The organism is Methylomonas aurea (assembly GCF_024505045.1).
GTDB classification, from domain to species: Bacteria; Pseudomonadota; Gammaproteobacteria; order Methylococcales; family Methylomonadaceae; genus Methylomonas; species Methylomonas aurea.
Window position 1 is genome coordinate 139,448 of sequence record NZ_JANIBM010000007.1, and the last position, 13,106, is coordinate 152,553.

The following is a 13,106-nucleotide window of genomic DNA, read 5'->3' on the forward strand; positions in this document are numbered from 1 at the left end:
TATGCCCGAGACAGCTGCCAAGCCCACTCCAGCGCTTCCGGCCATAGAGCATCCGGAAGAAAAGCTGTTGCACCAGCTCTGCGATATTCTGCGCAGCTATCTCGACCAAGAACAAATCAACGATGTCGTCCGCGCCTACCATTTCGGCGCGGCCGCCCACTCCGGCCAATTCCGTCGGAGCGGCGAAGCTTACATTTGTCACCCGGTTTCAGTCGCGATTACGTTGGCCGGCATGCACATGGATGCCCATGGCATCATGGCGGCCATTCTGCACGATGTGATCGAAGACACCCCCATCACCAAGGAACAACTTAGCGAACAATTCGGTTCCGAGGTTGCCGATCTGGTGGATGGGGTCACCAAACTATCCAAGATCGACAGCCGCTCCCGCGCCGAGGCGCAAGCGGAAAACGTCCGCAAAATGTTTTTAGCCATGGCTCAAGATCTGCGGGTGATCGTGGTCAAACTGGCGGATCGGCTGCACAACATGCAAACCATGGGCAATATGCCGTTGGACAAAAAGCGCCGGATCGCCAAGGAAACGCTGGAAATCTACGCGCCGATCGCCAACCGCCTCGGCATGAACGACGTTCGCCACCAGCTTGAATCGCTGGGTTTCAAGGCTCTTTATCCCAACCGTTACGCGGCGATCAACAACGCGGTAAAAAAATCGCGCGGTAACCGCAAGGAAATCATCGACACGATCCAGAACGCGATTCAAAACCGGCTGAAAGAATCCGGGCTGGACGGCACCGTAGCGGGACGGGAAAAAAACATCGCTAGCATCTACCAGAAAATGCTGAACAAACGAATTTCGTTTACCGACGTGTTTGACGTATACGCATTTCGCATTTATTGCTCGCAAGTCGACGATTGCTACCGCGCCCTCGGTTGCGTGCATAACCTGTACAAACCGGTACCCGGCCGGTTCAAGGACTATATCGCCCTGCCCAAAGCCAACGGCTACCAGTCGCTGCACACGATTCTGATCGGCCCTTACGGCGTACCGATCGAGATCCAGATCCGCACCCACGAAATGCACCGCCTGTCCGAGTCCGGCATCGCCGCTCATTGGCTATACAAGTCGGACAACGACAAAAGCGAGACGATACAAGCCCGCGCCAACGAATGGCTGCGCGACCTACTGGAAATTCAGAAATCGGCCGGCGATTCGCTCGAATTCATCGACAACCTCAAGGTTGACCTGTTTCCGCAGGAAGTATTCGTGTTTACGCCGAAAGGTAAGATTATCAAGCTACCGCGCGGCGCTACCGTGGTCGACTTCGCTTACATGGTGCATACCGACGTCGGCAACGCCTGCATTTCGGCGCGGATCGATAAAAAACTGGTGCCGCTACAAACCAAGCTGGAAAACGGTATGACGGTCGAAGTAATCACCGCCGCCTGGGCCAGACCCAATCCGTTGTGGCTGAATTACGTGATCACCGCCAAGGCCCGCAGTTGCATCCGCGCCTATTTGAAGAACTTCAACCAGCAGGAAGCCATCAACCTCGGCCGCCGCCTGTTGGAAAAAGAACTGCACAGCCTGGGCATTCAATTGGAAAGCGTCGACAACACCCGCATTCTGCAGGTGTTGCAAGTCTTGAAAAAACACTCGTTGAACGAATTGCTGGAAGATATCGGCCTCGGCAACCGGATGCCGTTCCTGGTTGCCAAACGCATCAGTCAGACCGACGTCAACGCCGCAGTCAAACTGGACGACAACGAACCGCACCATAAGACCCCGTTGATCATCAAGGGCACCGAGGGCATCGTCGTCAGTCTGGCCAAATGTTGCCGGCCGATTCCGGGGGATCCGATCATCGGTTTTTTCAACCCCGGCAAAGGCATCGTGGTCCACCACCACGAATGCCGCAACAGTAACGAAGTCCGCAAAAAACAAACCACCTGGCTGGATGTGGAATGGAGCCCGGAAGCGAGCGGCGAATTCCCGGCCGAAATCCGGATCGAGTTGCTGAACCAGCGCGGCTCGCTGGCCACGATTGCCTCGACCATCTCCAGCATGGATTCTAACATCGAGAACATCAACGTCGTCAGCCAGGACGACCGGGTCTCGGTGGATTTGCTGGTTCTTGCCGTGCGCGACCGCGTGCATCTGGCCAACATCATCCGCAAGTTGAAAAAGCTGTCCATCGTTTTAAAAATCACCCGCATCAAGGCATAACATGAGCAAGGAAACCGTCTCCACGCCGCTGGCGCCGCAAGCCATCGGCACTTACTCGCAAGCCGTCAAAGTCGACAATACCGTCTACCTGTCCGGACAAATTCCGCTGGATCCGCAAACCATGCAAATGGTCGACGGCGATATCAGCCTGCAAATCCGCCGGGTATTCGACAATCTGCAAGCTGTAGCCGAAGCCGCCGGCGGCAACTTGAACGACATCGTCAAACTGAACGTGTTTCTGACCGATCTAAGCCATTTTCCGATCGTCAACGAAATCATGGCGGAATACTTCCACCAACCCTACCCTGCCCGCGCCGCGATTGGCGTTGCCGCACTGCCCAAATCGGCCGGCGTCGAAATGGACGCCATTTTGGTTTTACCCAACGAATATTACTGACCTCGGCGCCGTGCGGCGGAAACAAACGTCCGCCCCGCCCCTAGTACCGATGCCTACCGAACCGCACCAGCATCCGGACCCGCGGTCGTTGCCGGTCACCACATTGAACGGAATCGGCGCCCAATCCGCCGCCCGCCTGGAAAAACTCGGCATCCGCCATGTGCAGGACCTGTTGTTCCACCTGCCGTTACGTTACCAGGACCGCAGCCGGATTACGCCGCTCAACCAATTGCTGCCCGGTATGACGGTCTTGGTTTGCGGCCGCGTCGAATTCACCGACCAGATTCAACGCGGCAGAAATAGCGTGATTTGCCGCATCGCCGACGGCGGCGGCGAACTGTCGCTCCGGTTTTTTCATTTCTCGGTGCAACAAAGCCAGCAATTGAAGCCCGGCGTACAGATCGGCTGTTTCGGCGAAATCCGTTACGGCTTTGCCGGGCTGGAAATGGTACATCCGGAATACCGACTGGTCGACGATCCGACGCAACTGATCGAGCAGACGCTGACACCGGTGTATCCGTTAACCGAAGGCGTCTCCCAGTCAGCAATACGCAAAGCCGCCCGCCAGGCTCTGAGCCTATGCCTGCACAGCCGCGATGCGATAAAGGACTGGTTACCTGCAGAACTGCTGCAAAGCCGAGACTACCCCAGCCTGCAGGACGCACTGCATACTCTGCATTCACCGCCACCACAACTGTCCGCGCAGATATTGAGCGGAACGCCGTTACCGGCGTTGCGGCGCCTGGCGTTCGAGGAATTTCTGGCCCACCATCTGGCCTTACTGCAAGGCAAACAGGCCTACAAACAATGGCCGGCGCCGGCTCTAAGCCTGGATGGGCAGACCAAACAAGCCTTTCTGGCCGCTTTGCCGTTTCGGCTGACCGCCGCGCAGCAGCGGGTGGCCGCCGAAATCGAGGCCGATTGCCGGCAAAACCGGCCGATGCTGCGCCTGGTGCAAGGCGACGTCGGCTCGGGCAAGACCGTGGTCGCCGCGCTGGCCGCACTGGCTGCACTCGCTTCCGGCTACCAGACTGCGATCATGGCGCCGACCGAATTACTCTCCGAGCAGCATTTCCGCAATTTCACGCATTGGTTCGCCGACCTGCCGACCCGAGTGCTGTTTCTGAGCGGCCAACTGAAGGGCAAAACCCGGCAACAAACGTTACAGGCGCTGGCCGACGGCAGCGCCGGGATTGTGATCGGCACCCATGCCTTGTTCCAGGACAGTGTGCATTTTCACAAACTGGGGTTGATCGTCATCGACGAGCAACACCGTTTCGGCGTCCATCAGCGTTTGGCCTTGCGCGAAAAAGGCCAAACCGGCGGTTTGCGGCCGCACCAGTTGATCATGACCGCAACGCCGATTCCGCGAACCTTGGCAATGCTGCAATATTCCGATTTGGACATCTCGGTGATCGACGAACTACCGCCGGGCCGCAAACCGGTCGCAACCAGCGCGATATCGTCGGAACGCCGGGCGGACGTGATCGGCAGGATCGAACATTGGGTCGCTCAACAACGCCAAGCCTATTGGGTTTGTACCTTGATCGAGGAGTCGGAAGTCCTGCAATGCGAGGCGGCGGAAAAGACCGCCGCCGCGTTGCGCCAAGCGCTACCCAAGGTACGCATCGGCTTGGTCCACGGCCGGATGAAATCTGCCGAGAAGGACGCGGTGATGCAGGCGTTCAAAAACCGGGAGTGCGACCTATTGGTGGCTACTACGGTGATCGAAGTCGGCGTCGACGTACCCAACGCCGGGCTGATGGTGATCGAAAATCCGGAACGGCTGGGACTATCGCAATTGCATCAGTTGCGCGGCCGGGTCGGGCGCGGCAATCAGGACAGTTATTGCCTGCTGCTCTACCAAGCGCCGTTGTCGCAAACCGGCAAACAACGCCTGGCAATTTTGAAACAAAGCAACGACGGCTTCGTCATCGCCGAAAAAGACCTGGAATTGCGCGGCCCCGGCGAAGTGATGGGCACCCGCCAGACCGGACAGATTCAGTTTAAAATCGCCGACCTGGAACGCGACCGCGAACTGCTGGAATCGATTCCGGCCGCCGCGCAGACAATCGTTCAACATCATCCCGAAATCATCCAACCCCTCATCGACCGCTGGATCGGCCGCAGCCGCCATTACGCCGAGGTTTAGCCATTGCCCGACAAGAGTTTTCTATTTAAACGCCCGCCGCTGTGGTCTGCCCACGAGACCGCGGCACAGCGACGATTAACGCCAGCGCTGCAATCCTGGCTAAACGAGACCGGTTCGTTGACCAAGCGCTTGCGCGGGATTTACGGCAACCGCTTCGGTGTCGAGTTACTGTTCCACCGCTGGAAACCGGCATTCAACGACGAGTGCCGGCTACTTCAGTTGCCGCCGGCGCGCTACCAGTTGATCCGCGAGGTTTTGTTGCATGCCGATGGCCGGCCGCTGGTATTGGCGCGTACCGTTTTGCCGGACCCTACCATCAAGATTGCCCACCGCAATCTGTCTCACCTCGGCAACCGGCCATTGGGGGAAGTGATTTTCGCCTATCCCGACCTTGAACGCCGCCAGCGCCAGTTCAGCCGTGCCGAACCAAGCCAATGGACGCCTGCCGTACAGACCAGGATCGCGTTGGAACAGGCGGTTTGGGGCCGGCGCACGGAGTATGCCATTCACGGCCATTCATTGCTGGTCGCCGAATTTTTTCTGCCTGCGCTGTTGCAAAAGATTTAGGCGACTCAGTTACTCGAACAATTTGAAAACCACCGCGGCAATAGCCTCCAAAACCTCGGCTTCGCTGCCGGCCCGGTTAGCGGGCACAGCAGAATCGCTGCGAAATGCGGGTTTGGCGGTTTCGGCTCGGGCCTTGGCTTGGCGTTCCGTCGTCTTTTTTCGATCGAGCAACTGGCCACCGGCCTTTTTCCATTCCAACAAATGACTGATCTGGCCGTTATCCAGCCACACGCCGTGGCCCTTGCAACGGTTGACGACCACGCCGCTCTGGTAGCCGTAAAGCATCCGGTTCATCAACACCTGGCAAACCGGGCATTTCAAATATTTGACCGGACGATCGGCTTGGTAACGTTCGCGATTGATGTTTTGCAGCAGAGGCAGATTGAAGTCGGCCACCGGCGCAACCGAGTCTTCCAGCAGCACCTCCAGTTCGCCCGGATCGAAAAACAAGCCGAAACACTCGGAGCAACGCTCGATATGCAGCGTACCTTCACGGCTCAACGCAACGGTTTGCAGTCCGATTGCGCAGTTAGGGCATTGGCGCTTAACACCGGCGTCGGCGACGCGAACAGCTTGTCGCCCGAGTAAGTCCATGTCGTTGCGCACGCCGCAATATCGGCACACCTGCGTATTGGCCGGCAACGGCGCCGAGCATTGCATGCAAAGAGCCATTAGCGCTCGCTCCGAAAAGGGTTAGCGACCGCAGAATACGACATTTCTGCACGCAAGCCGGCGGATAATTGAGCATCCGCCGCCATCCTGAACTCAATGCCATCCTCGACCCTCATCGCCACCTCGTCACACTGGAGAACACGCGAATTATTGCGTAATATCGCCGCTCAATTATGGCAAAAATACGGAGTTGCAGTGGCAATCAGAATTTATAAAGGTAAATCTCCCCGGGTAGGTGAACGCGTGTTCGTTGACGATGCCGCAATCGTGATCGGCGACGTTGAGCTGGGCGATGACGTTTCGATCTGGCCGACCAGTGTCGTGCGCGGCGACGTCGAGAGCATCAAAATCGGTAGCGGCACTAATGTCCAGGACGGCGCGGTATTGCACGTCTCCCACGCCGGCGATTTTTCGCCGAACGGCCATCCGCTCACTATCGGCCGGGGCGTCACGATTGGCCATCGGGCCGTGGTCCACGCCTGTACGATAGGCGATTACTGTCTGATAGGCATCGGCGCGATCGTCATGGACGACGCCGAACTGGGCGATTACGTGATGCTAGGGGCCGGCGCGCTGGTGGCGCCGGGCAAGAAATTGGAAAGCGGTTTTTTATACGTCGGCGCGCCGGCGAAGCAAATCCGTGCTCTGACCGATGCCGAAAAACAATTTCTGGAGTATTCGGCCAAACACTATGTGCGCTTGAAGAACGATTATCTCGGTTGACTGGTTGGATTTGCCGAGTCCGATCGGTACAGCTTGTGCTTGCCGAAATCGAGACCAGGCCATAATATTGATACGATATTTGTTTGACAAGCCCCGCCACTTGCTTTATTGTTTCGATTCGACACCATTTGACGGATCGAAACGGCCATAAGCAGTTTCATTGATAAGCACTGCCCCATCCGGGCATTGCCGAGGCAACCGTCTCCAGTACCGCCGTCCCGTAGGCAACTCGTTGCCACGACCACGAACACCCAATGCGGCTAGTGTCAGAATGCACGGGTCCGCCCTGATGGCGCGGACACCGGTTTTAATAATCGGTTTCGGCACGTTAGAGGCCAAAGCCACAGCTAGCGAGGCGCAGCACCATGTCACAAGTTACTCAAGAAAAACCGGAAAAAGATAACTTCGTCCTCTACGTCGTCTTGGCCACGGCAGTCGTCGTCGGGGCAATTTTGGCGGTAAAAATGAACGAGAACGAAAAATTCGCCCCCATTAAAGATCAAATCGCCGAAGAAAATCGGCTGATGAACATCCGCGTTATCGCCAATCGCGAGGACTAAGTTATGATCAAAACCACTTTCATCGGCAGCCTGTTCGCCACGCTGTTATTGGCTAATCCGGTTAACGCCACCGAATACATTTATCGCGACATTATGGCGAATACGCTGGCGCCTGAGCATTGCCAAGCCGTATCAAAAGCCAAAGAAAACGCGACGAAAAACTATAACATCGACCGTTTCAGCAAGAAGTTTTGCCAGTCGCAAGGCTACGGCTGGCATGTCGACGAAGTAAAAAGTGTCGGCAATACCGTCTGCGACAGTTGCGGCAATACTCAGGAAGCCAGATGCCACCAGGAAGACGTGGTTGTGGCCTGCAAACGCATCAAACCGGGCACGGTAGGCATGCTGCCGGGCAAAGGCTAATAGTTGATTCCCCGCGGGACAAACTCTGCAACGTCCCGGTTTTTCCAACCCGAATGCCGCCGAAATCCGTTTGTTCGGCGGCACGTTTTCAGGCGGCTAAGGTTGCAACCAGTCGATGATATGATCTTCCAGGTCGGTGACCTGCGATTCCTTGATAGCATAACTGCTGATCGACACCCCTGCATCTCTAACCGAGTCCGCCGAACCGGAAACCAAAGGATGCCAATCCGGCAAAGGTTGACCGTCAGCCAATAGTCGGTAGGCACAGGTTTTCGGCATCCAGCGGTACTCGGCAAAATCATGCTGCTTCAAATCAAGGCAATCCGGCACCAGCGTGCAGCGTTCACTGTAACGGGTACAGCTACAAGTATTCAGATCGATCAAGTCGCAGACAACATTGGTAAACGCAATGTCGCCGGTATCTTCATCCTCGAGTTTATGCAAACAGCACTGGCCGCAATGGTCGCACAAGGACTCCCACTCCTGAGCGGTCATTTGGAGCAAGGTTTTGGTTTCCCAAAATTTCATCGTTTACTGGGGCTTTAGTTGGCGCAGTTGATAATGCAAAACCGCCCAAGAACCCAGCACCGCCAGCGCCGCCGAAATCATCAGCAACAACAAGAACTCGGAAAAGCTCAAAAACAGCAATTCGAACGAACTATTGTAGAGCGTGGAGAGCTTTTCTACCGGGGACTCCAGAATCAGCAACATGACCGTGACGATCAGCCAGCCCAAGAAGCCGGAGATAAAACCGAGCCAGAATCCGGTGTACAGAAACGGGCGCTGGATAAAAGCATGGGTAGCACCGACCAGCTTGGAAATGAACACCTCGTCCTGACGGTTTTGCAATTCCAGGCGAATCGTGTTGCCGGTGATGAAAGTCACGGCAAATCCGAGCAGCAAGCTGACCAAAAGCACACCGCGGCTGGCGATCAGCATAATGGTTTGCAGCCGCGCCACCCATTGCATATCGACCTGGACGAACTCTACTTGCGGCAATTGCTTGAAATCGGCCATCAATTTCTCGATATCCTCGCTATGTTCCAGCGCATTCCGCGGTAACACCTGAATCACGCTGGGCAACGGATTGCGCTCCAGAGCGTTTAACGCATCGCTGAAACCGCTATTGGCTTTGAACTCCTCCAACGCCTGCTTTTTGCTGATGTACTTGACTTCGGCAACGCTCGGGTTTTGTTGCAACTGTTCCATGAGCTTCTGCCCCGCCGCATCGGTAATGCCCTCATGCAGGAACAGCGACATTTGGTTACTCGATTCCAGATTGCCGGTCAACTGCTCGACGTTTGCCACGACGATGTAAAAGCTGCTGGCCAACGATACTGCAATCGCCAACACCAACACTGTCATCGCCGAGGTGAACGGCGTGCGGGTCAAGCGGCCCAGACTGGAAAACAGGCCGTGGGCATGGTTCAGCAGATAGGCCTCAAATAGCTCTACAATACGATTGCCGGCATGTTTACGGCGGATTTGTGTCATCATCAACTTGCTACCAAATGGCCTTTGTCGAGCGTCAGCACCCGATGTTCCAGGTGATTGATCAGTTCTATGTCGTGGGTCGCGACCAATACCGTCACGCCGACCTGCTTGAACTGCTCGAACATATGCATGACTTCTGCCGACAAATCCGGATCCAGGTTGCCGGTGGGTTCGTCGGCCAATATCAGTTTCGGTTTGTTGACGATGGCTCTGGCGATGCCGACCCGCTGCTGCTCTCCGCCGGACAGAGCCAGCGGGTGTTTGCGTTCCTTGCCCAGCAAGCCGACCTTATCCAGTGACGCCCGGACCCGACGCGCGACTTCCTGATGGTTGTAGCCGGAAACCACCAGTGGCAATGCCACGTTATCGAATACGGTCCGGTCGTTCAGCAATTTGTAGTCCTGAAAGATCAAACCCAGGTTTCGCCGCATATAGGGTATTTTCCGGTCGCTAATCCGACTGATATTCTGACCATCCAGAAAGATGTTACCGCGCGTGCACTGCTCCATCATTGCAATCAACTTCAGCAAAGTACTTTTTCCGGCCCCGGAACGCCCGGTCAAAAACGCCATCTCGCCACGTTGCAAATGAAAACTGACGTCGGTCAAAGCCTCGCCGGCATCCGGATAGCGTTTGCTCACGTGTTCGAATTTCAGCATGGGCTCAGTCTTTTACAAACAGCGCATCGACGAAAGTTTTCGCGTCGAAATCCTGCAAATCGTCTATCTGCTCGCCGACGCCGATAAAACGGATCGGCACCCGCAACTGGTTGGCCAACGCGAAAATGATACCGCCTTTGGCGGTGCCGTCCAATTTGGTCAAGGCGATACCGGTCAGCGCGACCGCTTCGTTGAATAACCTGGCTTGCGACAGCGCATTCTGGCCGGTGCCGGCATCCAGAATCAGCAACACTTCATGCGGCGCCGATTCGTCCAATTTGCCCATGATGCGTTTGATCTTCTTCAACTCGTCCATCAAATTGGATTTGGTGTGCAAACGGCCGGCGGTGTCGGCGATCAGCACATCGATGTTCTTGGCTTTGGCCGATTGCAAGGCATCGAAAATCACCGAAGCAGAGTCGGCGCCGGTATGTTGAGCCACAACCTGAACATTGTTACGCTCGCCCCAAGTCTGCAATTGTTCGACCGCCGCAGCGCGGAAAGTATCGCCAGCCGCCAGCATCACACTGTGGCCTTGCTGTTGCAGGCGTTTGGCCAGTTTGCCGATGGACGTGGTCTTGCCGACGCCGTTGACGCCGACCACCAAAATCACGAAAGGCCCTTCCTGTTGCGGAATCCGCAACGGCTGACTGCAGGGCTCCAACAGGGCTTGCAACTGCTGTTTCAAGGCGGCGCTCAGGGCTTCGCCGTCGCTGAGCTGGTCGCGTTCCAGGTTTGCGGTCAATTGCTGGATAATCTGGCTGGTGGTTTCGATGCCCAGGTCGGCCATCAACAGATCGGCCTCCAATTGCTCCAGCAAATCCTTGGTAACGGCTTTTTGGCCGAAGGCCAAGCTTCCCAATACACCGCTCAGTCCGCTACGCGTCTTTTTCAACTGACCGGTCAGCCTCAGGTACAACGATTCCGGACTGGAAGGCTGCGCCACGACCGTTTCGGCCGCCGGCTCGGGAACGAGCGGCCATTCGCCTGGTTCTGCAACCAGTTCGGCTTCGTCGCCCAGGCTGTATCGGCTGAACAGCAACATTGCCAACAAGGGGAGCATCAACAAGGCCGCGAACGCATTATGCGCGACCGCCAGCGCTAACGGCAGCGTGTTTTTGACGCCGAAGACGCCGAGAGCGATTTGAATCAGCAACAGCAGACTCAGGGCATTGCCGGCCATGCGCACTGGCCTCGGGTAACGTTCAGAGGTCGCGACCAACATCAATGCGCTCAATACCAGAAAGGTAAACCCAGCAAATACCCGATGCACCGCCTGAATCGCCATCTTCGCATCGGCAGACAAAGCATCGGCATTGCCGAATAGATCGAATGCGCGTTGGTAATCGGTTTCCGGCAGCCACTGGCCGTTACAACGCGGAAAATCGGCGCAGGCCAGACCGGCGTAATTGCTGCTGACCCATCCGCCCAAACCGATTTGGGCCAGCAATACCAAAATAGCAATCCAGACAAACCAGGTCGGTCCGGACTTCGCCGTTCTCGGCGTCAACTGCGGATGCAACCGCAAATAGCTCCAGGCGATGGCCCAGAACGTGGCAAATCCCAACAGTAGATGGCCGGTGACCACAAGCGGCATGGTGCCGGAGGCAACGGTCCACATGCCCAGTGCAGCCTGAGCGGCAATCAGAAACAATGCCAACCCGCTCCAAGCCAACGCGGCGGCCCGCTCACTCTGGCGCCAAGCGAATCCGAACCAGACCAGTGCCAAAACGGCCAAGCCGCCCGCCAAATAACGATGTGCCATTTCTTTCCAGGCCTTGGCGGTATCGAGCGCTTGCTGCGGAAATCCGGCCGCTGCTTCGGCTTTGAATTGCGGACTGTCGCTGACGAAGGCTTTACCGTAGCAGCCGGGCCAATCCGGGCAGCCGAGGCCGGCATGAGTCAAGCGCACATAGGCGCCGACGACGATGACAAGCAGCGCTAGTAGCGTGCAACACAGGGTTAGTTTTCTGAACATGTGATCAACCGATTTGTGAAATTCTGAGTAACTTGCTCAAGTCGTCTCTGACCTGATATGGATCGTAACCGGGTGCGTATTTCATCATTACGTTGCCCAACGGATCCATGATCAGCAGGCTACCATCCGGTAGCGGACTTGGATTTATTGTTGTAAGTTTTTGTTGCAAGCTTGGCGCAGGCGAAACCTTCAGCAGACGGCCGTCGTCGCGCCACTCGGCCGGCAGGGGCAATTTGTTATCGAATAGCAGTGCCAATCGCCGAATCCTGGCAATGTCCTTACCCATCATCAAGCCGATTTGATTGGTCTTATGGAGCGCAACCCGACAGGTTTCGCCGCATTCGCCCGCCACCGGATTGATCAAGACCCAATGTCCTTTCAACTCGCCGATATGTTCCGCGGAAAAAGGATCGACTCCGGAATACTCCCCGGCGTCCGTAATCAACGGCGGACTGATCAATTCGCCGTGGTTGGTACCTAGGCGGACAATGTCAGGGTGTTTCGCCAAATACCAGGCAATGCCGAACGGAATCACAGACATTGCGAAAATCACCAAAATGGTGATGCGGTTTTTACGATGTTGTTTATCCACGATATGTTTTGCGGCTACTGTGCCAAACAAACAGCACGGTTAAGGTCAATGCTAAACCGAACCATTGTACTGCATAGGCCCGGTGTTTTTCAGGCGGGATCGTTACCGCGGTCTTCCATTCGCGGCGATAGCCCGCGGGCTGATCCGGATTCAACTCGATTTGGTAATCCGCCACGGCGTAACCCAATTTCGCGGCCACCAATCGGGTATCGATCACTTGCACCCTCACCGGCCAACTATCGCCGGGAACTTCGGCGCCCTGTAAGCGGATACCGGGCTCGGGGAAACGATTGATCCTCCCCTGCACCTGATCGACTGGGTCGGCAATGCTCAAATCGGGTACTGTGTCGCGCGACCCGCCCATTGCGACCCAACCCCGGTTTACCAATACGGCGGCCTGGCCGTTGCCGGGTAGAAAAGGCGTCAACACCAAATATCCCGGCTTACCGTCCATCACCTGATTGTCGAGCAAAATCTGATGTGCTTGATCGTAATGTCCGCGCAAACTCGCTGGGCGGTAACGGTACTCCGCCGCATCGATCAACACGTCGCCGTTCAAGTCCAGAGTCGGAGCGAACAGAGCAGCCTGTTGCGCATCCAACAAGGCTTGCTTTTCCACTGCACGCCGCAATTGCCAAAAACCCAAATTGCATAGCAAGGCCAGCAACACCAAGTAAGCCGTGAATATCGGCCAACCGAGCCGCAACTCGACGCCGAAGGCATTGAATTTAATCACCATTTTCCCAACCGTTACCCCGCTATTG

Annotated in this window: 14 protein-coding genes; 7 read left to right on the forward strand and 7 right to left on the reverse strand. The window is 56.2% G+C overall.

Going from position 1 to position 13,106, the window contains the following annotated elements:
• Position 1: 1 nt before the first annotated feature.
• From NP603_RS08580 to NP603_RS08595, 4 genes are read left to right on the forward strand one after another with little or no spacing between them, the layout of a single operon-like run.
• The gene (locus NP603_RS08580; RefSeq protein ID WP_256610449.1) at positions 2-2,185 is read left to right on the forward strand and encodes a RelA/SpoT family protein; all 2,184 of its coding nucleotides are present in this window, start codon (positions 2-4) and stop codon (positions 2,183-2,185) included.
• A 1-nt stretch (position 2,186) separates the two neighbouring features.
• A complete protein-coding gene (gene ridA, locus NP603_RS08585; protein ID WP_256610450.1) occupies positions 2,187-2,582 on the forward strand; it encodes a deaminase RidA in 396 nt (131 codons plus the stop codon).
• Between the two features lie 49 nt (positions 2,583-2,631).
• Positions 2,632-4,734, forward strand: coding sequence for an ATP-dependent DNA helicase RecG (gene recG / locus NP603_RS08590; protein ID WP_256610451.1), 2,103 nt, complete (start codon positions 2,632-2,634; stop codon positions 4,732-4,734).
• 3 nt (positions 4,735-4,737) lie between these two features.
• Positions 4,738-5,301, forward strand: coding sequence for a chorismate--pyruvate lyase family protein (locus tag NP603_RS08595; protein ID WP_256610452.1), 564 nt, complete (start codon positions 4,738-4,740; stop codon positions 5,299-5,301).
• A 9-nt stretch (positions 5,302-5,310) separates the two neighbouring features.
• Here NP603_RS08595 and NP603_RS08600 read toward each other — a convergent pair whose 3' ends face one another.
• A complete protein-coding gene (locus tag NP603_RS08600) occupies positions 5,311-5,973 on the reverse strand; it encodes a zf-TFIIB domain-containing protein (RefSeq protein ID WP_256610453.1) in 663 nt (220 codons plus the stop codon).
• 195 nt (positions 5,974-6,168) lie between these two features.
• Here NP603_RS08600 and NP603_RS08605 point away from each other — a divergent pair, with 195 nt between their 5' ends.
• The 3 genes from NP603_RS08605 to NP603_RS08615 all read left to right on the forward strand — a co-directional run bounded on the left by NP603_RS08605 (position 6,169) and on the right by NP603_RS08615 (position 7,619).
• Entirely contained in the window at positions 6,169-6,696 is a 528-nt protein-coding gene (locus tag NP603_RS08605; RefSeq protein ID WP_256610454.1) for a gamma carbonic anhydrase family protein, read from the forward strand.
• 365 nt (positions 6,697-7,061) lie between these two features.
• A complete protein-coding gene (locus NP603_RS08610) occupies positions 7,062-7,256 on the forward strand; it encodes a hypothetical protein (protein WP_256610455.1) in 195 nt (64 codons plus the stop codon).
• A gap of 3 nt (positions 7,257-7,259) precedes the next feature.
• Positions 7,260-7,619 carry a hypothetical protein gene (locus tag NP603_RS08615; protein ID WP_256610456.1) on the forward strand — a complete coding sequence of 120 codons (360 nt, stop codon included), beginning with the start codon at positions 7,260-7,262 and terminating at the stop codon, positions 7,617-7,619.
• A 96-nt stretch (positions 7,620-7,715) separates the two neighbouring features.
• Here the strand turns inward: NP603_RS08615 and NP603_RS08620 are convergent, their stop codons facing one another.
• The 6 genes from NP603_RS08620 to NP603_RS08645 are packed head-to-tail and all read right to left on the reverse strand — an operon-like array spanning position 7,716 to position 13,081.
• Entirely contained in the window at positions 7,716-8,147 is a 432-nt protein-coding gene (locus NP603_RS08620; RefSeq protein ID WP_256610457.1) for a YcgN family cysteine cluster protein, read from the reverse strand.
• A 3-nt stretch (positions 8,148-8,150) separates the two neighbouring features.
• Positions 8,151-9,113 carry a permease-like cell division protein FtsX gene (ftsX, locus tag NP603_RS08625; protein WP_371928803.1) on the reverse strand — a complete coding sequence of 321 codons (963 nt, stop codon included), beginning with the start codon at positions 9,111-9,113 and terminating at the stop codon, positions 8,151-8,153.
• Between the two features lie 2 nt (positions 9,114-9,115).
• Positions 9,116-9,772, reverse strand: coding sequence for a cell division ATP-binding protein FtsE (ftsE, locus tag NP603_RS08630; RefSeq protein ID WP_140910672.1), 657 nt, complete (start codon positions 9,770-9,772; stop codon positions 9,116-9,118).
• Positions 9,773-9,776: 4 nt separating this feature from the next.
• Positions 9,777-11,750 (reverse strand): signal recognition particle-docking protein FtsY, encoded by a 1,974-nt coding sequence (gene ftsY / locus NP603_RS08635; RefSeq protein WP_256610459.1) that lies wholly within the window; start codon positions 11,748-11,750, stop codon positions 9,777-9,779.
• Positions 11,751-11,754: 4 nt separating this feature from the next.
• On the reverse strand, positions 11,755-12,342 hold the full coding sequence (locus NP603_RS08640; RefSeq protein ID WP_256610460.1) for a redox-active disulfide-containing membrane protein: 588 nt from the start codon (positions 12,340-12,342) through the stop codon (positions 11,755-11,757).
• A complete protein-coding gene (locus tag NP603_RS08645) occupies positions 12,335-13,081 on the reverse strand; it encodes an SURF1 family protein (protein ID WP_256610461.1) in 747 nt (248 codons plus the stop codon). Before NP603_RS08645 ends, NP603_RS08640 begins: the two co-directional genes overlap by 8 nt.
• Positions 13,082-13,106: the final 25 nt, after the last annotated feature.